The sequence below is a fragment of the Rheinheimera sp. genome, assembly GCF_965283995.1.
Lineage (GTDB): Bacteria > Pseudomonadota > Gammaproteobacteria > Enterobacterales > Alteromonadaceae > Pararheinheimera.
In genome coordinates, this window is sequence record NZ_CBDIQG010000001.1 from 3,087,959 (window position 1) to 3,109,556 (window position 21,598).

General features: G+C 50.1%; 23 protein-coding genes. 14 read left to right on the forward strand and 9 right to left on the reverse strand.

What is annotated here, in order from left to right; genetic code table 11:
- Window positions 1-3: 3 nt before the first annotated feature.
- From hemL to ACQ66Q_RS13775, 4 genes are all read right to left on the reverse strand, one after another.
- Window positions 4-1,284: a glutamate-1-semialdehyde 2,1-aminomutase gene (hemL, locus tag ACQ66Q_RS13760; RefSeq protein WP_430457332.1), complete on the reverse strand. Its 1,281-nt coding sequence runs from the start codon at window positions 1,282-1,284 to the stop codon at window positions 4-6.
- A gap of 18 nt (window positions 1,285-1,302) precedes the next feature.
- The gene (locus ACQ66Q_RS13765) at window positions 1,303-2,313 is read right to left on the reverse strand and encodes an aspartate carbamoyltransferase (RefSeq protein WP_430457333.1); all 1,011 of its coding nucleotides are present in this window, start codon (window positions 2,311-2,313) and stop codon (window positions 1,303-1,305) included.
- A gap of 105 nt (window positions 2,314-2,418) precedes the next feature.
- Window positions 2,419-2,850 carry a CopD family protein gene (locus ACQ66Q_RS13770; RefSeq protein ID WP_430457334.1) on the reverse strand — a complete coding sequence of 144 codons (432 nt, stop codon included), beginning with the start codon at window positions 2,848-2,850 and terminating at the stop codon, window positions 2,419-2,421.
- Window positions 2,851-2,904: 54 nt separating this feature from the next.
- Complete coding sequence (locus ACQ66Q_RS13775; protein ID WP_430457335.1) at window positions 2,905-4,611, reverse strand: chloride channel protein; 1,707 nt, start codon at window positions 4,609-4,611, stop codon at window positions 2,905-2,907.
- A 56-nt stretch (window positions 4,612-4,667) separates the two neighbouring features.
- On the opposite strand from ACQ66Q_RS13775, the gene ACQ66Q_RS13780 reads away from it, so the two are divergent.
- The 3 genes from ACQ66Q_RS13780 to ACQ66Q_RS13790 all read left to right on the forward strand — a co-directional run bounded on the left by ACQ66Q_RS13780 (window position 4,668) and on the right by ACQ66Q_RS13790 (window position 6,445).
- Window positions 4,668-5,393: a DUF6776 family protein gene (locus tag ACQ66Q_RS13780; protein WP_430457336.1), complete on the forward strand. Its 726-nt coding sequence runs from the start codon at window positions 4,668-4,670 to the stop codon at window positions 5,391-5,393.
- A gap of 54 nt (window positions 5,394-5,447) precedes the next feature.
- Window positions 5,448-5,789 (forward strand): iron-sulfur cluster insertion protein ErpA, encoded by a 342-nt coding sequence (gene erpA, locus ACQ66Q_RS13785; protein ID WP_208931687.1) that lies wholly within the window; start codon window positions 5,448-5,450, stop codon window positions 5,787-5,789.
- A 413-nt stretch (window positions 5,790-6,202) separates the two neighbouring features.
- Window positions 6,203-6,445, forward strand: a complete 243-nt coding sequence (locus ACQ66Q_RS13790) for a helix-turn-helix domain-containing protein (protein ID WP_031567660.1) — start codon at window positions 6,203-6,205, stop codon at window positions 6,443-6,445.
- 185 nt (window positions 6,446-6,630) lie between these two features.
- On the opposite strand, the gene ACQ66Q_RS13795 is transcribed toward ACQ66Q_RS13790, so the two are convergent.
- The 5 genes from ACQ66Q_RS13795 to ACQ66Q_RS13815 all read right to left on the reverse strand — a co-directional run bounded on the left by ACQ66Q_RS13795 (window position 6,631) and on the right by ACQ66Q_RS13815 (window position 10,801).
- Window positions 6,631-7,977: an AmpG family muropeptide MFS transporter gene (locus ACQ66Q_RS13795; protein WP_430457337.1), complete on the reverse strand. Its 1,347-nt coding sequence runs from the start codon at window positions 7,975-7,977 to the stop codon at window positions 6,631-6,633.
- A 75-nt stretch (window positions 7,978-8,052) separates the two neighbouring features.
- Window positions 8,053-8,373, reverse strand: coding sequence for a hypothetical protein (locus ACQ66Q_RS13800; protein ID WP_430457338.1), 321 nt, complete (start codon window positions 8,371-8,373; stop codon window positions 8,053-8,055).
- Window positions 8,374-8,495: 122 nt separating this feature from the next.
- Window positions 8,496-9,083, reverse strand: coding sequence for a peptidylprolyl isomerase (locus ACQ66Q_RS13805; RefSeq protein ID WP_430457339.1), 588 nt, complete (start codon window positions 9,081-9,083; stop codon window positions 8,496-8,498).
- 3 nt (window positions 9,084-9,086) lie between these two features.
- On the reverse strand, window positions 9,087-9,647 hold the full coding sequence (locus tag ACQ66Q_RS13810; RefSeq protein WP_377243771.1) for a YajG family lipoprotein: 561 nt from the start codon (window positions 9,645-9,647) through the stop codon (window positions 9,087-9,089).
- A gap of 2 nt (window positions 9,648-9,649) precedes the next feature.
- Complete coding sequence (locus ACQ66Q_RS13815; RefSeq protein ID WP_430457340.1) at window positions 9,650-10,801, reverse strand: methyltransferase; 1,152 nt, start codon at window positions 10,799-10,801, stop codon at window positions 9,650-9,652.
- Window positions 10,802-10,891: 90 nt separating this feature from the next.
- Between ACQ66Q_RS13815 and ACQ66Q_RS13820 the strand changes: the two genes are divergently transcribed.
- The 11 genes from ACQ66Q_RS13820 to ACQ66Q_RS13870 all read left to right on the forward strand — a co-directional run bounded on the left by ACQ66Q_RS13820 (window position 10,892) and on the right by ACQ66Q_RS13870 (window position 21,459).
- A complete protein-coding gene (locus tag ACQ66Q_RS13820) occupies window positions 10,892-11,473 on the forward strand; it encodes an alpha-ketoglutarate-dependent dioxygenase AlkB family protein (RefSeq protein ID WP_430458559.1) in 582 nt (193 codons plus the stop codon).
- A gap of 129 nt (window positions 11,474-11,602) precedes the next feature.
- Window positions 11,603-11,938 carry a BolA family protein gene (locus tag ACQ66Q_RS13825; protein WP_430458560.1) on the forward strand — a complete coding sequence of 112 codons (336 nt, stop codon included), beginning with the start codon at window positions 11,603-11,605 and terminating at the stop codon, window positions 11,936-11,938.
- Window positions 11,939-12,067: 129 nt separating this feature from the next.
- Window positions 12,068-13,258, forward strand: coding sequence for an enoyl-ACP reductase FabV (fabV, locus tag ACQ66Q_RS13830; protein ID WP_430457341.1), 1,191 nt, complete (start codon window positions 12,068-12,070; stop codon window positions 13,256-13,258).
- 340 nt (window positions 13,259-13,598) lie between these two features.
- Window positions 13,599-14,939, forward strand: coding sequence for a Na(+)-translocating NADH-quinone reductase subunit A (locus tag ACQ66Q_RS13835; RefSeq protein WP_430457342.1), 1,341 nt, complete (start codon window positions 13,599-13,601; stop codon window positions 14,937-14,939).
- Between the two features lies 1 nt (window position 14,940).
- Window positions 14,941-16,146 carry an NADH:ubiquinone reductase (Na(+)-transporting) subunit B gene (locus ACQ66Q_RS13840; protein ID WP_430457343.1) on the forward strand — a complete coding sequence of 402 codons (1,206 nt, stop codon included), beginning with the start codon at window positions 14,941-14,943 and terminating at the stop codon, window positions 16,144-16,146.
- On the forward strand, window positions 16,139-16,927 hold the full coding sequence (locus ACQ66Q_RS13845) for a Na(+)-translocating NADH-quinone reductase subunit C (RefSeq protein WP_430458561.1): 789 nt from the start codon (window positions 16,139-16,141) through the stop codon (window positions 16,925-16,927). The genes ACQ66Q_RS13840 and ACQ66Q_RS13845 overlap by 8 nt, the downstream gene beginning before the upstream one ends.
- Entirely contained in the window at window positions 16,920-17,549 is a 630-nt protein-coding gene (locus ACQ66Q_RS13850) for an NADH:ubiquinone reductase (Na(+)-transporting) subunit D (RefSeq protein ID WP_430457344.1), read from the forward strand. The genes ACQ66Q_RS13845 and ACQ66Q_RS13850 overlap by 8 nt, the downstream gene beginning before the upstream one ends.
- A 10-nt stretch (window positions 17,550-17,559) precedes the next feature.
- Complete coding sequence (gene nqrE, locus ACQ66Q_RS13855; protein ID WP_377243744.1) at window positions 17,560-18,168, forward strand: NADH:ubiquinone reductase (Na(+)-transporting) subunit E; 609 nt, start codon at window positions 17,560-17,562, stop codon at window positions 18,166-18,168.
- 25 nt (window positions 18,169-18,193) lie between these two features.
- Window positions 18,194-19,426 carry an NADH:ubiquinone reductase (Na(+)-transporting) subunit F gene (gene nqrF / locus ACQ66Q_RS13860; RefSeq protein ID WP_430457345.1) on the forward strand — a complete coding sequence of 411 codons (1,233 nt, stop codon included), beginning with the start codon at window positions 18,194-18,196 and terminating at the stop codon, window positions 19,424-19,426.
- A gap of 244 nt (window positions 19,427-19,670) precedes the next feature.
- Complete coding sequence (gene nqrM / locus ACQ66Q_RS13865; protein WP_208931673.1) at window positions 19,671-19,883, forward strand: (Na+)-NQR maturation NqrM; 213 nt, start codon at window positions 19,671-19,673, stop codon at window positions 19,881-19,883.
- Window positions 19,884-19,920: 37 nt separating this feature from the next.
- Window positions 19,921-21,459, forward strand: coding sequence for a M17 family metallopeptidase (locus tag ACQ66Q_RS13870; protein WP_430457346.1), 1,539 nt, complete (start codon window positions 19,921-19,923; stop codon window positions 21,457-21,459).
- The last annotated feature ends 139 nt before the right edge of the window (window positions 21,460-21,598 follow it).

The window sequence follows — 21,598 nt, forward strand, 5'->3', positions numbered from 1 at the left end:
CAATTACAGCGCAGCGAAACTGCGTTTAGCTGCGTCGATAGTTGCGGCCAAATCGCTGTCCGAGTGAGCCAGTGACAAAAAGCCCGCTTCATAAGCTGACGGTGCCAGATAAATCCCTTGCTGTAGCATCAGGTGGAAAAAGCGCTTAAACGCATCGATGTTACACTTTGTTGCTTGCTGATAACTGCTGACTTCAGCCTGGTCGGTGAAGAACATGCCGAACATGCCGCCAACCTGGTTGGTGCAAAATGGCACACCGGCGGCATCGGCCGCTTGCTGCAGACCTTGCAGCAACATAGTCGTTTTCGCAGTTAATGCCTCGTACACTCCGGGCTGACTAATAGCCGTTAGTGCGGCCAAGCCGGCAGCCATGGCGATCGGATTACCGGATAAAGTGCCGGCCTGATAGACCGGGCCTAACGGCGCGATATGCTGCATAATGGCTTTTTTACCGCCAAAAGCGCCAACCGGCATGCCGCCGCCGATGATTTTGCCCAGCGTCGTCAAATCTGGTTGCACGCCATAATAGGCTTGAGCCCCGCCTAATGCGACGCGAAAGCCTGTCATCACTTCATCAAAAATCAGCACGCTGCCATATTGGTCACAGAGTTCGCGCAGGCCTTGTAAAAAGCCAGGCTGTGGCGGGATACAGTTCATATTGCCGGCAACAGGTTCGACGATAATACATGCGATATCGCTACCATGTTCTGCAAATAAGGTCTGTAATTGCGCCAAATTGTTGAATTCAGATGTCAGCGTATATTTAGCAAAATCTGCCGGTACGCCCGGTGAATTCGGTACGCCTAAAGTCAGGGCGCCAGAACCGGCCTTGACCAGCAGCGAGTCTGCGTGGCCATGGTAACAGCCTTCAAATTTGACAATGGTATTGCGCCCGGTGTAACCGCGGGCCAGCCGGATCGCGCTCATGGTCGCTTCGGTACCGGAGCTGACCATCCGCAGCATTTCCATCGACGGCACCAGCTTACTGACCAGCTCGGCCATATCAATTTCGGCCGGGCAGGGCGCGCCAAAACTCAGGCCTTTTTCCGCAGCTGTGATCACCGCTGAGCGGATTGCCGGATGGTTGTGCCCCAGTAACATGGGCCCCCACGAGCCGACGTAGTCGATATAACGTTTGCCATCGACATCATAGAGATAAGCGCCATCGGCGCGGTCGATAAATACCGGCGTGCCGCCTACGCTTTTAAAGGCGCGGACCGGCGAATTGACGCCGCCTGGGATGGTATGTTGCGCACGTTCGAACAGTTGTTCAGATAAAGTCATTGCAGAATTCCAGAGCTGTTATTTGTGTTTGGCGCTGTACCACGGCACTTCGCATTCGTATTTATGGATCAAATCTTCAACGCCGAGTGTCAGTGCAAATAACGCCATCCGCACCAGCATGCCATTGTCGGCCTGGCGGAAGATGGCCAGATTCGGGTTCATATTCAGATCATTGTCGAGCTCATTGGCTTCCAGCCGCGAATCGCGCGGCAGCGGATGCATGATCACCGTGTTGGATTTACAGTGTTTGGTGTAAATCTCCTGATTGAGCCGGAACTTGCCACGGTATTTGTTGGCTTCTTCCTGTGACGGGAAACGCTCTTCCTGAATACGGGTTTGGTACACAATATCGGCGTCAATATTACCGGCCAGCTGATCGGTGATACGCACTTTATGCCCGGCATTTTCAATCGCTGAGACAATTTCATCCGGCATCGCCAGTTCATTTGGTGCGATCAAAGTGAATTGAATGTTTTTGTACAGACACAGCAACTTCGACAGTGAATGTACGGTCCGGCCAAATTTCAGATCGCCGATCATCGCGATATGCATGCCTTCGACACTTTGCTGCGAAGCGGCCAACTCACGCTCAATGGTGAATAAATCTAACAAGGCCTGAGTCGGATGTTCATTGGCGCCGTCACCACCATTTAACACGGGAACCCGGCTACCTTCAGCAAACTCAGCCACGCTGCCGGCCTGCGGATGTCGCATCGCGATGACGTCGCTGTAACTGCTGATCATCCGCGCCGTATCATATAACGATTCACCTTTTGACAAGGCGGACGACTGAATGCCGGTGGTTTCGCGGACTTCGCCACCGAGCAGGTTAAAGGCGCAACCAAAACTGACCCGGGTGCGGGTGCTGGGTTCAAAAAACAGATTACCCAGAATGGCGCCGTCCAATACGCGGGTTCGTTTCTGCCGCAGGGCATAAGGTTCCATCGAACGGGCGATACGAAAGACGTGCGAAATACTGTCGCGATCAAATTGCTTGACCGACAGAATATGTTGACCTTTGAAGTTCATGCTCGGGGCCTATAAACTGGGAGTGACAGACGGCGGCACGGTGTCAGCAAAACCGGTCCGCAAACTGCACGACATTATAATCAAAGCGACGCGACAAACCCAGTACTAAAACGGTTTGGCTACGGCCAGGATCACCACCGCAAATAAGATCAGCACTGGTGTTTCATTAAAAAAGCGATAGAAGCGCGCACTGCGCTGGTTGCGGTTGTGTTTAAAGTCCGCGACCAATTTAAAACAGTAGCCATGATAACCATACAAAAAAGCGACCAGCACGAGTTTCAGGTGCAGCCAATGGCTGGCGGCAAACCAGGCTGTGCCATAGCTATGCATCAGCAGCAGACCAAACACCGCGGTTAACACAGCAAAAGGCGTGACGAAATATAATAACCGCCGCTCCATCACCTTAAATTGTGCGTCCACCTCAGGCGACGCCGTTTGTGCGTGATAAACAAATAGCCGCGGCAGATAAAAAATGCCGGCAAACCATGCCACCATAAAGGCGATATGCAGTGCTTTATAGATTAATAACCAGCTCATCAGGGCCCCTTTTTTTGTCGGCATTATGCACAGTTTTTGCCGCTTGGTTTTGATTTATAACAAATTATTTTGCCGCATCAATAGTGCGCGCACTTGCTCCCAACTGACAAGACCGAGCGGCTGATCCGGGGCGTCATCATCGTAGACCAGCACCGCACCTTCACGCTGGTCGCCAATTTCTGCAAAGACTTCAGCCATCGTGGCCTGGTGACTGACCGCGCCAACCGGGATAAAACGCAGCGCGCTTTCGCCGGACATCGACAAGCTGACATCATAAGCCGCCAATTCAAATTGCTGGTCGACCGCGTATTGGCGCCGGACCAATACCTGCTGTTGTGGCTCAGCACTGTCTAAAGCCTGGATTACTTGCGCATCAGACGGATTATCCAGCAGCAAATAATTTTGTTGTAACATGGCGAGCACGCCGACCTTTTGCAGCACATCGTCGGCCGGCGCCAGTTTGTAGGGCAGTTGCAGGAAATCGAGCTGTTGCAGAAAAATCGATTTAGTATGGAAAAACTGTACGGCAGTGACATAAGAAGCGGTGATCACCAAGATTGACGGAACCACCAACTGTGGATTCGACGCCAGTTCCATCACGGCCACCAACGCTGCCAGCGGGGCGTGCAGGGTTGCGGCCATCATGCCAGCCATGCCAAGTAATGCATAGGTGCCGACAGCACTATGATCACCACTGAACAACGATGGCACAAAAGCCAGAATGGTGCCCATCACGATGCCAATCCCAAATACCGGGCCGACAATCCCGCCGGGCACGCCCAGACCCAACGCAATCACCGTCAACAGAATTTTGCCAACAAAAATGGCAAAAAGCAGCAACAGCTCATTTGGCGCAGACACTGCATAGTGGATGGCACCAGTTTCAGCACCAAGTGCCTGTGGGATCAAACTGCCTATTGCGGCAGTCAATAAAGCTGCCAGCAGCAGACGAAAACCAAGATGCCAGCGTTGAAAGGTTCTCATCGTCAGCATCAGACTTTGATTAAAGAAAGTTGCGACCACGCCCATCGCGACACCAGCCAGCAGCAAATACGGTAAATGCCAGTTGCTCAGAGTCGCCATGGTCAGGGTGTGCAAATCGTTGCCAGTACCAAAAAAAGCCTGTGTCACCAGGGCGCCCATCGTCGAAGCGAGCATAATGGGTACAAAGACATGAATACGGTATTCCCGCAGCACCACTTCCATGACAAAAATGACCGCTGCTAGTGGGGTGTTAAATGACGCGGAGATCCCTGCGGCAATACCACAGCCGGCCAGAATACGGATGCTGTTATAAGGCAGGCGCAGATATTTCCCAAACATGCTGGCACCAAAAGCACCGAGGTGGACTGATGGACCTTCCCGTCCAACCGAAAAGCCGGCACTCAGCGCGGCAACACCACCAAAAAACTGCTGCAGGGTGTTTCGCCAGGGCATCAGACCATATTTCAGTTTAATCCTGTGGATGACAAAAGGGATCCCAAGCCGGTAATGCTTCAGCCCAATCACCAGCCCAATCAGCGTGATCACCGCAGCGGCTATAAATGGCAGCGCAGCACGATGTTGCAGACTGAGGCTGGTAAAATCGTCACTGTGGGTCAGGTAAATGCTCTGAATGGCCATAATTGCCAGGCGAAACAACACGATGAGTAACGCGGCAACCAGCCCGCCAAGTGCGCCTAGTAAACATAGTTGTAATGAAGTTACTGGCAATGCCAGGCGGCGGCGCAGCGGCGGTAACCACTGTTTCACACGATTCATGGTAAAGTACCAGGCTAAGATGCTGAAAGTCGAAAGATAACATGTTGAGTCTGCTGATGAAACTTCGATTCAATCAAGTTGCTGTTCTTTGGTTCCGCCAACACTGGTGGTTTGTGCCTGCGATTTTGCTGGCGTTGCTGCTGGGGTGGGGCTTGGGGAACTGGCACTTACTGCAAACGCAAGCGCAACAGAGCCTGGCTTTGCAACAACAAGGTCTGCAACTGCAACAGGTTGATACGGCGCGGGCTGAAGCTTTGCGTCAGCGTGATTTTCTTAGTACAGAATTGGCGGTCGAGAGAAACACCAATTTGTTATTACAGCAAGACATCAAAGATCATCAGCAGAAACTGTTTGATTTGAAAAAAGAGTTAGCGGTATACCAGAAAATTGTCGCGCCGGTACCCGAGAGCGGCACGCTGGTGATCGACAGTTTCCGCTTACAACAAGGCAGTGCTGTTGGCCGCTATCAGTTCAGCTTGCTGTTGATTGAGCAAAATAAGCAGAAAAAGCAAAGTCGGGCTCAGATTGAAATCAAACTTAAAGGAAAGCGTAAGAAAAAAATAGTGGAAGTAGATGTATTAAAACTGGCAGGTTTTAATACTAAAGCTAAACGGTTGTTGATTAAGAACTTTCGGGCGGTTGAAGGTGACTTTGTGTTGCCGGCAGGTTTTACCGCCGAAAAACTCGAGATCCGTCTGACCAGCAACTCTGGTCAGGGGGAGAGCACTGTGTTGCTGAAAAAAGAAGTGGCCTGGGATGGCCAAAGTGAAATACTTGATTAAAATGCTCAGGTATTAGATAATTCGACACCATTTTCTGTCCCGTCAGGAGTCGTTATGTCAGAAATCCAGATGCCTATTCAGTTTACCGACGCTGCCGCCAATAAAGTGCTGGCATTAATTACCGACGAAGAAAATCCGGCATTAAAACTGCGGGTTTATGTCACTGGCGGTGGTTGCTCTGGTTTCCAGTACGGTTTCACTTTTGATGAAAAAGTAAATGACGGTGATTTAACCATCGACAAAAATGGCGTGACCATGGTCGTTGACCCAATGAGCCTGCAATATCTGATGGGCGGTGTCGTTGATTATACCGATGGCTTACAGGGCAGCCGCTTCACCGTACAAAACCCAAATGCCACGACAACATGTGGATGTGGTTCCAGTTTCTCAGTTTAATGGTCCAAATCACCAGCTAGCGTGTTGCTGGCTGGTCTGTCCTCCCCGTTTTTCCCGCCGATTTTTTCACCAAACGTTACATCTGCCAGAGACTTATAATAGAATGCAGCTGGTTTGATAACAAAAATATTACTAATTACTAATATTTACCATGCGAAATATGTGGCTTTATTGCGGTTAAACTTGGTCTGTTTTGTATTAACGCTTTGATATTTAAAAATAAATCACATTATTTTTATTATGCGCTTACCGCCCAGACAAATTTTAACTGTTGTAACTATACGCTCGTCGCATCCTATGGTTTAATGAACCGATTTTTATTGCTTATTGGGACACCAATAAGGTTTGGATTTTTATTCGGCAGGAAGTGTTTTACATAAAAAAAGCGTTCAACGCTGGGAGACTATTTAGTTATGAAAGGTACCAAAAGCGTCATTTCTGACGAGAATAAAAGATTGTGTTTGTGGCTGAAACGCCAGCGCCAGGATAAGGGACACACCATGCGCAGCCTGTCTGAAGTACTGGGCACACCACATTCTTTTATAGGTAAGGTAGAAAATCAGGAACGTCGTTTAGATGTCGTGGAATTTGTCCGGTATTGCCAGGCATTGGAAGTGGACCCAGCGGAAGGATTACGGCAGGTGACTCAGCCTTAAGGACTGAGTCGTCTGAGAGATACAAAGCCGCAGATTGCGGCTTTTTTTTATCTACAGGGCGCACGGTACAATGAGCCCGGGACTACGTAACCGCTAATTTGTTGGCGTCCGCCGGATAAACAGTCCTTGCTCTGCAAGTGGCTTTCGAAAATACAATGACTTGGTAGTTATCGCTTTTCCGGCGGTCAGATCTGCTGTCCACGCTGCCGAAGCAGATACATGATATACCAAAGCAAACCCAGCGCAGGGATCACCATCAGCGACGTTAACAGGAAAAACATCGACCAGTCGCCGTCCAGCCAGTCAACCAGACTGCCACCAAATGCAGCCATCGAGGTGCGCCCGAAATTACCGACTGAGGCCAGAAGTGCATATTGACTGGCGGAAAAAGCAACGCCGGTAAAGGCGGATAAAAACGAAACAAAGGCGACAATCGAAAACGCGGTGGTGAAGTTATCCAGGATAATGGTCCAAAACAGGATCTGTTCATCCGGGCCCACTTTTGCCAACCATGCGAACATCAGATTACTGGCTGCCATCGCGATCCCGCCAATCACCAGGCCTTTGAACACGCCGAACCGCGTATTCAGTAAGCTGCCGAGCAGTGTAAAAAAGACCGTGGCGCCCCAGCCAATCAGTTTGGAATACTCGGCGATCTGCTTGTTGCTAAACCCCACTTCCCGATAGAATTGGATCGACATCCGGCCGAGAAACGACTCGCCGAGTTTAAACGTCAGGATAAATACAATCAGACAGACCGAGACTTTCAGGCCATTGCGGCGGATAAATTCGGCGAAAGGCTCTATGACAGTAACCTGCAGCCAGAGCAGTGCAGGATGCGTCTGGCTGTTTTGGTAGCGTTCTGCCGCTTTTTGCTGCAGTAAATCACGGTTAGATTCAGGTTCACGCACCCACAGCGTGCCCAGGGCAAGCATGGCCAGCAATAATGCCAGCCCGAGATAAACCACTGACCAGCCAAAGCGGTCGGCATAATGAAAGGCGAGATAGCCGGGTAAAGAATAACCTGTCCACCAACCGGCCACTCCCATCGCAGCTGCGGTTGGCAATTTCAATGGGTCCTGACCAATAATATCAATCCGGTAGCCATCTATCGCGACGTCCATACTGGCCGCAGCAGCGGCGATGGCCAGCGCCAGCAGGGATGTCCAGAGCAGGCTGGCTGCAGGGTTGGTCAGTGCAATCCCGACAGTGAACAGCACGATCCACAGCTGTAACAACAAAATCCAACTGCGGCGTTGCCCCAGACGTTGATACAGATAAGGGACCCGCACCCGGTCGAGTAACGGTGCCCAAAGGAAATTGATCGCATAGACGGCGGTGACAGAACCAAAGTAACTAATCGCTGCGCGGGACAAATCAGCGTCTTTCAGCCAGCCAGTCATCGCACTGCTAATCAGCACCCAAGGATATCCGGACGAACAGCCCAACAGGAAAATAAACAAAAGACGGGGGTCGCGATAGACCCGGATTGCGGTTAACCAGCCCGGCGCGGGGCGCACTACTTCAGACATCCGGCATTGCTCCAGCGCGGTACAGTCACAAAGCCGCCACCTTAACAAAGCGGACCGGTCAAAGCAAAGTGGTGTTTAAGGTCTGATGCCGACAAAGTCGGCGTGCACCTGCGTTTTACCTAGCAAATATCCCATGCACTGGTGCAGTTCACGGCGCAGGCGCCGGTCAGTTTTTAAATCAGATTCAGAGCAGAGTTCCAGCTGGTAGACCAAATGCCAAAATACCATTTCACGGAAAGATTGCGGGGTTTTATTGCTGATCTTCAGTTGGGCCCATTCTTCCAGCGTATCCCAGATAAACAAATGCATCTCCTGGTGTGGTAGCTGACCGCGCAGATAACGTGCCAGATAAAACACCAGCTGTTTAGATTTTTGCTCCAGAAATGCATCTAACATAACTACACCCTGTTTAACAAAGGTGGCAACAGCCACTTTGGTTAACCACAACAAGCCCGTGATGGGCTTATCAGCACAGTGCTGCCGCAGCAGCACTGTGTCTTGGGCAAGTATAGACGGTATTATTTAGCAGGAAGTAATATTGCGCGGGCGATGACGACTGGTTTTTTCGGTACATTTTCCCAGCCAAGTTTCTCGTTCAGACCCGTTTCCAACAGTTTGATTTTTTCCAGCGTCTCAAAACCTTCGACGACATTGCCAAAAACGGCATAGCCCCAGGTCTTGCCCGGATTTAAGCTAGTATTCTCGTTCAGGTTAATAAAAAACTGGTTTGAACCCGTATGCGGGCCTTTTTCCTGGTGCGCCATCGCGACACTGAACTGAATGTTTTTCAGGCCATTGCCGGATTCATTCGGGATCTCTTTGATGCTTTTGATCGCAATATACTCGCGATCATAGCCACCGCCCTGCAGCACAAAGTTTGGTTCCAGCCGGTGAAAAACGGTGCCGTCATACATCTTTTTATCAACGTAAGTCAGGAAGTTATTTACCGTCAGCGCCGCTTTCATCCGATCCAGCTCGATGACGATGTCGCCTTCGGTGGTCACCAGTTTGACCCGCGGGAACAGGTTGTCTTTTTGCAGATGCTCACCGGTAGCAAGCACCGGTGCACTGATGAGCAGCAGTATGGCTGCAAAAAAAAGTTTCATCTGTTAGTTCCTCAGGAAATCCTGCCAGCTTGGATCGCGCAACATATTGCCAAGCACTTGCTCAGTCAGCACCCGTAATTCTCGCTCAGCCACAGCGGTATCGAGCTTAAACGGACCAGAGAAACTGCTTTTACCGCTATAGCTTTTGTTAAATGAACCGGCTTCACGTTCGATTAGCAGCGTCAGTTCCACACTGTTTTTCACCACGTGTTCGACGGTTTTTAGCTCTGCATTGGCTTCCAGCTGATTAATTTGTAAGGTGACAATGACAGGTTCATTGCCAGAAATACGGGCACCTTGTTGGGTCAGTGCACTGCTCAGCGTTTGCTGCAGCTGCCCGGTTAAATCATTGGTGGTCGGGTAAGACTTGACTGAGTCACCATCACGCATCACCAGTGTACCGTTGGTTGGTCTGTTGTCCTGTACATTCAGGGCAAAAGCAGTATTGGTCAGTTGATTGGACTGATTCCAGAAAATTTGTGGCGCCACGATAAAAGACGGGACCGGGTTGCTGCAACCGGCAACTCCGACCGCAAACACGGCGGCAAGCAGGATTGAACGCATAACTATTTCCTTCTGATAGCTTCAAAGACGCTGAATTTTGCATTACTGGCTACATGAATACAACCGCCGAACAGCCGGGTCAGCTTTTCGCCATAACCCAAATGACGATTGCAGACAATACGCAGTCGACCACCAATTTTCAGCACGCGCCGTGCGTCAGCGAACATCTGCCAGGCAATATGATCGGTAACGGCCTGTTGCTGATGAAAAGGTGGGTTGCAGAAAATGTAGTCGGCGGATAAGTCTGGTTGTTGACTCATGCTGTCATCGACCAGAAATTCACATTGATTTGCTGCGGGAAAGTGCCTATTGACGTTTTCACGTGATGATTGCACGGCCATGTATGATTCGTCGCAAAATAAGATCTGTACTTGCGGTTCTGCGGCCAGCAATGCCAAACCAATCACGCCGTTGCCACAGCCTAAATCAATCACTCGCTGCCCGGGTTGCACCGACGGCAGGTGCTGCAGAAAAAACCGCGCGCCAATATCGAGCTGCTCACGGGCGAACACATTGGCGTGGTTCACGATATCCAATGTCAGTGTCTGATCCTGTAGCGGCAACTCAACGGGCCATACCAACGGGAATTCCGGATTTTTCGGCACGGTCTGATTTTTATCGCAAATAGCAGTGATCAGCCGGCATTTCTTTTCCGTTAAAGAAGCGCTGACCGGACCAATTTCTTCAGCAAAAATTTGCAGCAGATTGGCGTGAATGTCTTTGGCTTTCGCCGCAGCAATTAATGATGCGCCATCCGGTAGCTGTTGTTTAATCTGTCGCAACTGATAGCGCAGAAAACTGTGGTTACCCGGCAATTTCAGCAAAACGGCGTTAAAAGCCGGACACGGCTCGGTGCTGGCGACTTGCTTCACTGCAGGCAGGTCATTTTGCTGCAAATTGTGTTGGGTGGCGAGCTGACTCAAATAAGAATCGGACCATTGCACTGGTTGCCAGGCATGCAGCGCGCAGGCAAGAGTGCCGAACAAATCATTCACCAGCAGCAGGGGGTTTTGATGGTTTGGCAGCTGTTGCTGTGCATAGCGGATCAGCAGCTCGTCGGCAGCATCCCAAGCCTGCAGGCTTCGAGTTTTCTGCTCAGGCGGATAACGATCCAGCTGCAGTTGGATCTGGTCTAAGGTAAATTGGCTGGACATAAGCAGGTTCGGCAGAAATTAAGGGCAGTTATTTTGACAGAAGCGCAGACAAGTCACAACGAGAGTCCGGCTATTCGGCTGCAAAGCAATTTGTTACAGCGCTATTTTCTGCCTGATGCAGAGGTGTGGTTGCTTCCTGGTTTTTTATCTGCCCCGGAGTCAATGCAGTTACAACAGCAGCTGCGTGAGCTCAATTGGCAGCAACCACAGATTAAGTTATATGGCCGAACGGTCTCAATCCCACGTCGGCAGATCTGGATGGGCGACGCGCATTGTAGTTACCGTTATTCCGGGGTGACATTTTATCCGCAAGCGTGGCAAGCCGGACTTGATAGCCTGTGCCAGCGCCTGACCCGTCAGACCGGACACCCACTGAATGCGGTGCTACTGAACCATTATCAACACGGTGAGCATCATATGGGGTGGCATAGCGATGATGAGCCTGAGTTAGGCGAGGAACCGGTGATTTTATCGCTGAGTCTGGGCCAGACGCGTCGCTTTGATTTGCGGCACAAGCGGCTCAATAGTCAGCTGTCCATTGAATTAAACGATGGTGACTTGCTGGTAATGGCTGGGGCTTGTCAACGTCACTGGCAACACCGTGTGCCAAAGCAAACCCGCTTGGATGCCGAACGATTTAATTTGACCTTCCGTTACCTGCCGCAGCGTTGATGCAGCGAAGTGGCAATAATCAAGCTGGAATCTTTATCTTTTTTTGCAGCTGTTTAGCTACAGACAAGGCAAAATGCACTGGCTACAGTGAGTCATGAGTATGAATGCGAGAAGAAGGAGCAAACAATCATGTTGATCCATACGTCTATTGAACAGAAATTGTTGCATGCCTTCCAACCTGTGTTTCTGGATGTCATCAACGAAAGCCATATGCATAGTGTTGCGCCTGGCTCTGAATCCCATTTTAAAGTGGTCATTGTCACTCCTTTGTTTGATGGTATGCGGCTGTTGCAGCGGCATCGGGCGGTGAATGCCATCGTGGCAGAAGAACTGGCCGAAAAGATCCATGCACTGGCCCTGCACACATATACACCCAGTGAATGGTATGAGTATTACGCGGAAAAGCCGCCTGCTTCACCAAAATGCTTTGGCGGTTCTAAAAAAGCCGAGAAGACCGCAGGCTGAGTTATTCTATTGCTCGACATATTCGTACGATCGCCGGCATTAGCCGCTTTATTTAAGCTGATCAGACCTGTTGCGGCGGTGAGTGTTTTACACTAACCGCGGTTTCTGTCATCACACAGGTTATTTTTTATGGTTATTCAACCGAAAATCCGTGGTTTTATCTGTACCAATGCGCATCCGGTGGGCTGTGCTGAACATGTTCATGAGCAAATCCGCTACGTCAAACAACAAGGTCCCGTTGCTAACGGTCCAAAAAATGTGTTGGTGATTGGCGCTTCGACGGGATATGGCCTGGCCTCGCGTATCAGTGCGGCATTTGGTTCCGGCGCTAAGACCCTGGGTATTTTCTTTGAAAAAGAAGCGACCGAAGGCAAAACCGGATCTGCCGGCTGGTACAACACTGCCGCATTTGAAGCCGCAGCCAATGCTGAAGGATTGTGGAACAAACATCTGAATGGTGATGCTTTTACCGATGAGATGAAATCTCAGGCTATTTCGCTTATCCGCGCAGAAATGGGCAAAATAGATTTAGTCGTATACAGTCTTGCTGCTCCGCGACGTAAAGACCCGGTGACTGGCGAGATTTACAGCTCAGTATTAAAACCAATCCAGAACGCTTACACGGCAAAAACACTGAACACCAGTAAGCGTGAGATTGAGGAAGTGTCGGTAGAGCCGGCCAACGAAGACGAGATTTTTAACACTGTCAAAGTGATGGGCGGGGAAGACTGGGAACGTTGGTTAGACCAGCTGCATGCAGCGGGCGTATTGGCTGAAAATGTCCAGACAGTTGCCTATACCTACATTGGTAAAGAACTGACCTGGCCGATTTATGGCAAAGCCACTATCGGTCGCGCCAAAGAAGATCTGGACCGGGCAGCGTCTGCAATCAGTTCCAAGCTGGCAGGGCAGGGCGGTCATGCCTATGTCGCGTCTTTAAAAGCGCTGGTAACGCAAGCAAGTTCGGCCATCCCAATTATGCCACTGTATATTTCATTGCTGTATCGTGTGATGAAAGCCGAAGGCACCCATGAAGGCTGCATTGAACAAATTTACGGCCTGTTCCGGCAGTGTCTGTACAATCCGGCGCGCGAGCTGGATGAGGGCGGTCGTTTGCGGATGGACGGAAAAGAGCTGTCTGACCATGTCCAGGCTGAAGTAACGGCATTATGGCAACAGGTTGAAACGGCGAATATCGACGAGTTGACCGATTATAAGGGATACCATCAGGAGTTTCTGCGTCTGTTTGGGTTCGGTTATAGCCATGTCGACTACGAAGCTGATGTTTCTCCGATGGTGACACTGGCGAATTTAGCTTAAGATAATAAAGCCGCCTTTCTGGCGGCTTTTGTTTGAACGTAGGACGAAGGGGACAGCCTCCAAGGCAACAACAGGAAAGCCGCTGAATTCCAGCGAATTTGTGCAGATTATGCGCAATATGTTCAAAGTTGACTACACTTGCCGACAGTCGCTGTCCTGGCTGCATAAAAGTGTTATTTATCATAGCTGGTCTGTGGGTTTAGTGCTAAAATCCGCCGCTATGTACGTGTATCTGTTGAAATCTGGTTAAAAATCAGCCAGCTTTCGCCAGGTGCGCTGCGAGGCGAGCAGCCGTAAAAACCAGGCCCTGTTTCTTCCCGTTAAAGTAGTGCAAGTACGTATGATTAAAATTAAAAAAGGATTGGACATTCCCCTGTCGGGCAGTCCTAAACAAGTGATCCATGACGGTCCTGCCGTCAAAACGGTCGCGTTGCTGGGTGAAGAGTATGTCGGAATGCGTCCTACAATGCTGGTTGAGGTTGGGGACAAAGTAAAAAAAGGTCAGGGTCTTTTTGAAGACAAAAAAAATCCTGGCGTGAAATTTACTGCCGCTATCTCCGGGACCGTAACTGCGATTAACCGTGGTGCCAAACGTGTGCTGCAATCCGTTGTGATTGAAGCTGATGGCTCAAACGAAGCGGTACAATTCCAGAAATTTGATGCTGCGGCATTAAATAGCCTTGATGCTGGTGTTGTGAAACAGCAGATCCTGGATTCTGGTTTGTGGACTGCGTTTCGTACGCGGCCTTTCAGTGCCATTCCGGAAATTGACAGTACCCCCCGGGCGATTTTTGTCACTGCAATTGACACCAACCCTTTAGCCGCTGATCCTTCGGTCGTCATCGCTGCAGCTGCAGCGGACTTCCAGCATGGTCTGACAGTGCTGAGCAAACTGACCACGAATAAGGTGTACGTTTGTAAAGCGGCTGGCGCCAATGTGCCGACAGCTGGCCAGGTGCAGGTTGAAGAATTTGCCGGTCCGCATCCGGCTGGTTTGCCAGGCACCCACATCCATTTCCTTGAGCCGGTTTCACTGACTAAAGTGGTCTGGCATATCAATTATCAGGACGTGATTGCACTCGGCAAGCTGTTCACTACAGGTGAATACTACGCTGAACGTGTCATTGCACTAGCCGGTCCTGTGGTGAAAAATCCACGTTTGATCAAAACTGTGCTGGGTGCTTCAATCCCAACCTTGATCGAAGGTGAGCTGAACGACGGTTCGAATCGTATCATTTCAGGCTCAGTGCTTGCTGGCAGAACTGCTGTTGGTGTGCATGCCTATCTGGGGCGATTCCATAATCAAATTTCAGTCCTTGCTGAAGGGTTTGAAAAAGAATTCCTTGGTTGGCTGGTGCCTGGGGCGAGTAAATTCTCGGTCACCCGCGCCTACCTGTCTCATCTGAGCCCTAAACGTCTGTTCAACATGACAACTACAACAAACGGTTCTGACCGTGCCATGGTGCCAATCGGCAACTATGAGCGCGTGATGCCATTGGATATTCTGCCAACGCTGTTACTGCGTGACTTGTTGGTCGGCGATTCCGATGGTGCTGTAACGTTAGGTTGTTTAGAACTGGATGAAGAAGATCTGGCGCTTTGTACCTTTGTCTGCCCTGGTAAATATGACTACGGCGTGGCACTGCGAAATGCGCTGACGACCATCCAGAAGGAAGGTTAAGATGAGTTTGAAGCATTATATTGAAAACCTTGAGCCGCATTTTGAAAAAGGCGGCAAACATGAAAAGTGGTATGCGCTTTATGAAGCAGTCGCCACTATTCTGTACACTCCAGGCAAAGTAACCAAATCTGCAACTCACGTGCGCGACAGCATAGATCTGAAACGTATCATGATTTTCGTTTGGTTAATGCTGTTTCCAGCGATGTTCTTCGGTATGTTCAATATCGGCCATCAGGCAGCATCAGTCTTATCTGAAACTATTAAATTACCTGACACCTGGCAAGTAGGTTTGTTCCACGCCTTTGGCGGTGAGCTCACAGCTGACTCAGGCTGGGGTGCGAAGATGTGGTATGGAGCCTGCTGGTTCTTACCAATTTACGCCACTGTCTTTATCGTGGGCGGTTTCTGGGAAGTGCTGTTTGCTTCTGTGCGCAAACATGAAATCAACGAAGGCTTCTTCGTTTCTTCTATCCTGTTTGCCCTGATCCTTCCTGCAACAATTCCTCTGTGGCAGGCTGCCCTCGGTATTTCCTTTGGTATCGTTGTGGCCAAAGAAGTCTTTGGTGGTACAGGACGTAACTTCCTGAATCCAGCACTTGCTGGCCGTGCTTTCTTGTTCTTTGCTTATCCGGCGCAAATTTCCGGTGACAAAGTCTGGACCGTCGCCGATGGTTATGCTGGCGCAACCTGGCTGTCAAAAGCTAAAAATGGTGAAGTGACCGACTGGTCAATTAACCAGGAATGGTGGGATGCATTTTATGGTTTCATCCCAGGTTCAATTGGTGAAACTTCAACACTGGCGTTGATGGTCGGCGGTTTAGCACTGATATATCTGCGTATCGCGTCATGGCGCATTGTCGGTGGTGTTCTGGTAGGCACTATTGTGTTCTCCACCATGTTTAATCTGATCGGTTCAGAGACTAACTCAATGTTCGCGATGCCATGGTATTGGCATGTGGTATTGGGTGGCTATGCCATTGGTCTGTTTTTCATGGCAACAGATCCGGTATCGGCGTCATTTACTGAGACTGGTAAGTGGGCGTACGGCATTCTGATTGGTTTCATGGTTGTAATGATTCGTGTGGCGAACCCTGCTTATCCGGAAGGCATGATGCTGGCTATTTTGTTCGCTAACCTGTTTGCGCCTTTGTTTGACTATATGGTCGCGCAATCAAACATTAAGCGGAGGCTGGCTCGTAATGTCTAATAATAACGAAAGCATCGGCAAAACGTTTTTTGTCGTGATTGGCTTGTGTCTGATTTGCGCGATATTTGTCGCTGGATCTGCGGTCGGTTTACGACCAAAACAAACTGAAAATAAGCTACTCGACGCCCAGAAAAACATTTTGGTCGCAACGGGTATGTTAAACGGCGAAGACATCAAAGCGCAGTTTGAAAAGCATGTGCAGGTACGTCTGGTAAATCTTGATACGGGTGATTTTGTTGATCAAGACCCGTTGACCTATGACTATCGCAAGATGATGAAAGACCCTGCAGGCAGTATCACTCTGGACGAGAAAGACGATACAGCCAAAATTAAGACTCGTGCGAATATCGCGCCTGTCTACATGGCGTATGCAGATGGCATTGAGACCAAGCAGATCACTGCCATTGTATTACCTGTCCATGGTTACGGTCTGTGGTCTACGATGCATGGCTTTCTGGCACTGGACAAAGATGGCAACACCATCAAGGGTCTGAACTACTACGAGCACGGTGAAACGCCTGGCTTAGGTGCAGAAATTCAGAATCCGAAATGGGTAGCGCAGTTTGTCGGTAAGAAACTTGCTGATGAGAACGGACAGCCTGCTATCAAAATCCTGAAGCCGGGTAACGCAGATCCTGCATCAGCCTATCAGGTTGACGGTCTTTCAGGTGCCACAATCACAAGTAACGGTGTACAAAACACTTTTGTGTTCTGGTCTGGAGCTAAAGGTTTTGCTCCATTCCTGGCTAAAGTGCGTCAAGGAGCATTAAACAATGGCTAGTGCTAAAGAGATGAAATCACTGGTTTTTGGACCAGTGTTCGCCAACAACCCTATCGCGTTGCAAGTTCTGGGTATTTGTTCTGCGTTAGCGGTGACGACCAAGCTTGATAAAGCACTGGTAATGGGTATTGCTCTGATGTTGGTAACGGCGTTTTCCAGCATGTTTATCTCAATGATCCGTAACCACATCCCTTCAAGCGTGCGGATCATCGTGCAGATGACGATTATTGCGTCATTGGTAATCGTGGTTGACCAAATCCTGAAGGCCTATGCATACAACGTTGCTAAAGAGTTGTCGGTTTTCGTCGGTCTGATTATCACAAACTGTATTGTGATGGGTCGTGCCGAAGCTTATGCAATGAAGAGCCCACCGCTGATGTCATTCCTGGACGGTATCGGTAATGGTTTAGGCTATACCGTGCTACTGGTGATTGTGGCTGTTGTCCGCGAACTGTTTGGTTCTGGCACATTGCTGGGCGTTGAGATTCTGCCACTGGTCAGTGCGGGCGGCTGGTATGTACCAAATGGTCTGCTGTTAATGCCACCAAGTGCATTCTTCATCATCGGCCTGTTAATTTGGGCCCTGCGGACCTGGCGTCCAGAGCAGCAAGAACAGCACTAAGGAGTAGCAGATGGAACATTATTTAAGTTTGTTTGTACGTGCTGTTTTTGTTGAAAACATGGCACTGTCGTTTTTCCTTGGGATGTGTACTTTTATTGCAATTTCCAAGCAAGTTAAAACGGCGTTCAGCTTAGGCGTTGCAGTCACAGTGGTGCTGGCTTTGTCAGTCCCGTTGAACAACATCGTGTTTAAACAGTTTCTGGCGCCGGGTGCATTAGATTGGGCCGGTTTTCCGGATACAGACTTAAGCTTTCTTGGCTTTATTGCCTACATCGGGGTTATTGCCGGTCTGGTACAGGTCCTGGAAATGTTCCTGGATAAGTACGTACCAGCACTGTACAACGCCTTAGGTATCTTTCTGCCGTTGATCACGGTGAACTGTGCAATTTTTGGCGCTGTAGCATTCATGGTTGAACGTGATTATACGCTTGCTGAAAGTACAGTCTTTGGTCTGGGTAGTGGTATTGGCTGGACGATGGCGATCACTGTTATGGCTGCAGTCAGTGAAAAACTGAAATATGCCGACGTGCCGCTGGCTTTACGTGGTCTGGGTTCACGCTTTTTTATGGTGGGTCTGATGAGTCTGGGTTTCCTGTCGTTCTCAGGCGTATCCCTGTAAGCATCGGTAGTAGAAGGAAAAAACAATGCAATATACTGAGATTTATCTTGGTGTTGGTATGTTCACCCTGCTGGTTGTCGCACTGGTCGTGATGATCCTGGTGGCGAAAGCCAAACTGGTTTCAGCCGGTGAAGTGACAATCAACATCAATGGCGATGCCAGCAAAGCGCTCAAAGTCAGTGCCGGTGGCAAACTGCTCAGCGTGCTGGCCGATCGGGGTATCTTCCTGTCGTCGGCTTGTGGCGGTGGTGGTTCTTGTGGCCAGTGTCGTGTACACGTTCACGCCGGTGGCGGTGATGTGTTACCGGTTGAATTTGGTCATTTGACGAAAGGCGAACGTCGCGAAGGTTGTCGTCTGGCTTGCCAGGTCAGTGTCAAAACTGACATGGACATTGAAGTAGAACCAGAGATTTTTGGTATCAAAAAATGGGCTTGTACTGTTATCTCCAATGATAACAAAGCCACTTTTATCAAAGAACTGAAGCTGCAAATCCCAGATGGTGAATCAGTGCCGTTCCGTGCCGGTGGTTACATTCAGATTGAAGCACCTGCTCACCACGTCAAATATGCAGATTTTGATATTCCTGCAGAGTACCGCGGTGACTGGGAGCGCTTTAAATTCTTCACTCTGGAGTCCAAAGTAGACGAGCCGACGATTCGCGCGTATTCGATGGCGAACTACCCGGAAGAAGAAGGCATTATCATGCTGAACGTGCGGATCGCTTCTCCGCCACCAAATAACCTGACTTTACCTTGCGGTAAAATGTCATCGTATATCTGGAGCCTGAAAGGTGGCGAGAAAGTCACAATTTCTGGTCCTTTTGGTGAGTTCTTCGCTAAAGATACCGATGCTGAGATGGTATTTATCGGTGGTGGTGCAGGTATGGCGCCAATGCGTTCGCACATTTTCGACCAGCTGCGCCGGTTGAAATCGAAGCGCAAAATGTCATTCTGGTATGGTGCCCGTTCTAAACGCGAAATGTTCTATGTTGAAGACTTCGACATGTTACAGGCCGAGAACGAGAACTTTAAGTGGCACGTTGCGTTGTCTGATCCGCAACCGGAAGATAACTGGACTGGCTATACCGGCTTTATCCATAACGTGATTTTTGAGAACTATCTGAAAAATCACAAAGCACCAGAAGATTGTGAGTTCTACATGTGTGGTCCACCGATGATGAACAAAGCGGTGATCAACATGCTCAAAGACTTAGGTGTTGAAGACGACAACATTCTGTTGGATGACTTCGGCGGTTAAGCTGAGCGATACTGAAAAAACCAACCTGCGGGTTGGTTTTTTTATGGCCGGATAACAGGGCAATAATCACTTCAGCATCCCCGACACGTCACCTGTATCGGTACGCGTCTAAGCGCGTCTATGAGCGACAAGCAGTAAAGTGCATCTGGCGTAGTCGGCACGACTAAAATACTGGTAAAATATCAGTCCCTATGTTGGTATCCGGCCGACTTTTTGTTTCACTTCAATGCCTAAAGAGGTTGTCATGGAAGTATTTCTGTTGACGTTCGCTGTGTTGTTAATCGTTGTACTGGCCATGGCAATTGGTTATATCGTGCAACGTAAGACTATTGCCGGCAGCTGTGGCGGTCTTGATGCGCTTGGCATCGAAAAAGCTTGTGACTGTGAGAATCCGTGTGAAAAACGCCAGGAGCGGATGCGTAAAGAAAAACTCTGGCAAGAAAATAAAATTATCTGATCCCTGCTGGTCTGACAGCCTTTCTAAGGACTTATCAATGGCTTTTCCTACACCTGTCGCTGTGTCTTCCCTTCACGCCGCTTCTGCTGCTGACTGGGATGCGCTGATTTGTATCGCTGAACATTTCACCCGGTTACCTGATGCCGGGTTGACCGAATTTGTTGCCAGCCATCAGGCTATCGACCAGCGTATCGGTCGTGAAACAGTCACGCTGATTTGCCCGCTCGCCGCTGGTAAGCGGCTGATTCTGGCACCAACGGGTCCATTATTGCGTGATTATGATGATGTACGGTGTTTTTCTGATGTGGCAAAAGTCGCGATCCAACAAGCCAAAGCGGCTGGGGCAGTGCGCCCACTGATTTGGCTGCAAGCACCGGATGATGCGCGTTATGCACAGGCGTTGGAAGTTGCGTATCTGGCCGCAGCGCAAGCACTGTGGCAGCCACTGGAAGGGCGTGAAGCTCGTGGCGAATACAATGTCGAACCGGTGCAGCAGATTGGCCTGCTTGGTCTCACTGATGCGCAGACCGCGTTCCTCGCTGCGACGGAAGCTGGCCGGCGTTTAGCTCGTGATCTGTGTGGCACTGAACCGGAACGAATGACGCCGCTGCGTTTTGCTGATTATTGTGTAGATGCATTCCAGCATACCGATGTGAAAGTCAAAGTTGAAACGAACACGGAACAGCTGCTGGCCGACTATCCGCTGCTGATGGCAGTTGCCCGCAGCTCTTTGGCAGTAGATCGGCATAAACCAGCCGTGATTCGGTTGGAATACGCGCCAGCAGGCGAAATTACCGAAACGCTGTTGTTTGCCGGTAAAGGTCTGGTGTATGACACCGGCGGTGCCGATTTAAAAATCAACGGTGGTATGGCCGGCATGAGCCGCGACAAAGGCGGCGCCGCTGCGGTCGCCGGATTTATGAAAACCGTCGCGCTGTTAAAACCCGCGGGCTTGCGCGTTATCGCGGAGATCGGTGCGGTCAGAAATAGTATTGGTTCAGACGCATTTGTCGCCGATGAAATTATTACCAGCCATGCTGGGGTCCGGGTCAGAATTGGCAATACCGATGCCGAAGGTCGACTGGTACTGGCTGATCTGATGTCACATTTACGTCTGCAGGCACAACATGCAGTCAACCCAACACTGTTTTCAGTCGCTACTTTGACCGGCCATGCGGCGCGTGCCGTTGGGCCATATACAGCGCTGGTTGAAAACGGTGCCGCCCGGCAGGCCGGCGTGTCGGCGACCATTGCTGCTGCTGGTGATCTGTGGGGAGATCCGTCTGAGCTGTCGTCCAGCCGTCGCGAGGATTTCGCCTTTATTAAAGCCCGTACCTGTGCCGATGATGTGCTGAGCTGCAATAACGCGCCATCATCAGTCACGGCGCGTGGCCACCAGTTCCCGATGGCATTTTTAGTGGTTGCTGCCGGACTGGACCAAAACTCAGCCTTGTCACATGGCTTGCCATATGTGCATATCGACATCGCGGGCAGCGGCGTCGATGGCGGGGACTGGCAGCATGGCAAACCTTCAGCAGCACCGGTGAGCAGCCTTGCTGCTGCCTATTTAGGCTAATCCGGAGTTTTAAGCAGAACCCAGGCCGTCAGTTGGAATTAAACACTGACGGCTAGTAGCTTTCCATTGAAATTGGTTGTCGGTTGGGTTCTGTCTGTTTATGCTGTAGCCACACCCTCCCTATGGTCAGAGTCAGGTT

Excerpts from the sequence above, each read along its gene's own strand:
- hemL (WP_430457332.1), bottom strand. The coding sequence starts at position 1,284 with ATGACTTTATCTGAACAACTGTTCGAACGTGCGCAACATACCATCCCA.
- ACQ66Q_RS13765 (WP_430457333.1), bottom strand. The coding sequence starts at position 2,313 with ATGAACTTCAAAGGTCAACATATTCTGTCGGTCAAGCAATTTGATCGC.
- ACQ66Q_RS13770 (WP_430457334.1), bottom strand. The coding sequence starts at position 2,850 with ATGAGCTGGTTATTAATCTATAAAGCACTGCATATCGCCTTTATGGTG.
- ACQ66Q_RS13775 (WP_430457335.1), bottom strand. The coding sequence starts at position 4,611 with ATGAATCGTGTGAAACAGTGGTTACCGCCGCTGCGCCGCCGCCTGGCA.
- ACQ66Q_RS13780 (WP_430457336.1), top strand. The coding sequence starts at position 4,668 with ATGAAACTTCGATTCAATCAAGTTGCTGTTCTTTGGTTCCGCCAACAC.
- erpA (WP_208931687.1), top strand. The coding sequence starts at position 5,448 with ATGTCAGAAATCCAGATGCCTATTCAGTTTACCGACGCTGCCGCCAAT.
- ACQ66Q_RS13790 (WP_031567660.1), top strand. The coding sequence starts at position 6,203 with ATGAAAGGTACCAAAAGCGTCATTTCTGACGAGAATAAAAGATTGTGT.
- ACQ66Q_RS13795 (WP_430457337.1), bottom strand. The coding sequence starts at position 7,977 with ATGTCTGAAGTAGTGCGCCCCGCGCCGGGCTGGTTAACCGCAATCCGG.
- ACQ66Q_RS13800 (WP_430457338.1), bottom strand. The coding sequence starts at position 8,373 with ATGTTAGATGCATTTCTGGAGCAAAAATCTAAACAGCTGGTGTTTTAT.
- ACQ66Q_RS13805 (WP_430457339.1), bottom strand. The coding sequence starts at position 9,083 with ATGAAACTTTTTTTTGCAGCCATACTGCTGCTCATCAGTGCACCGGTG.
- ACQ66Q_RS13810 (WP_377243771.1), bottom strand. The coding sequence starts at position 9,647 with ATGCGTTCAATCCTGCTTGCCGCCGTGTTTGCGGTCGGAGTTGCCGGT.
- ACQ66Q_RS13815 (WP_430457340.1), bottom strand. The coding sequence starts at position 10,801 with ATGTCCAGCCAATTTACCTTAGACCAGATCCAACTGCAGCTGGATCGT.
- ACQ66Q_RS13825 (WP_430458560.1), top strand. The coding sequence starts at position 11,603 with ATGTTGATCCATACGTCTATTGAACAGAAATTGTTGCATGCCTTCCAA.
- fabV (WP_430457341.1), top strand. The coding sequence starts at position 12,068 with ATGGTTATTCAACCGAAAATCCGTGGTTTTATCTGTACCAATGCGCAT.
- ACQ66Q_RS13835 (WP_430457342.1), top strand. The coding sequence starts at position 13,599 with ATGATTAAAATTAAAAAAGGATTGGACATTCCCCTGTCGGGCAGTCCT.
- ACQ66Q_RS13840 (WP_430457343.1), top strand. The coding sequence starts at position 14,941 with ATGAGTTTGAAGCATTATATTGAAAACCTTGAGCCGCATTTTGAAAAA.
- ACQ66Q_RS13845 (WP_430458561.1), top strand. The coding sequence starts at position 16,139 with ATGTCTAATAATAACGAAAGCATCGGCAAAACGTTTTTTGTCGTGATT.
- ACQ66Q_RS13850 (WP_430457344.1), top strand. The coding sequence starts at position 16,920 with ATGGCTAGTGCTAAAGAGATGAAATCACTGGTTTTTGGACCAGTGTTC.
- nqrE (WP_377243744.1), top strand. The coding sequence starts at position 17,560 with ATGGAACATTATTTAAGTTTGTTTGTACGTGCTGTTTTTGTTGAAAAC.
- nqrF (WP_430457345.1), top strand. The coding sequence starts at position 18,194 with ATGCAATATACTGAGATTTATCTTGGTGTTGGTATGTTCACCCTGCTG.
- nqrM (WP_208931673.1), top strand. The coding sequence starts at position 19,671 with ATGGAAGTATTTCTGTTGACGTTCGCTGTGTTGTTAATCGTTGTACTG.
- ACQ66Q_RS13870 (WP_430457346.1), top strand. The coding sequence starts at position 19,921 with ATGGCTTTTCCTACACCTGTCGCTGTGTCTTCCCTTCACGCCGCTTCT.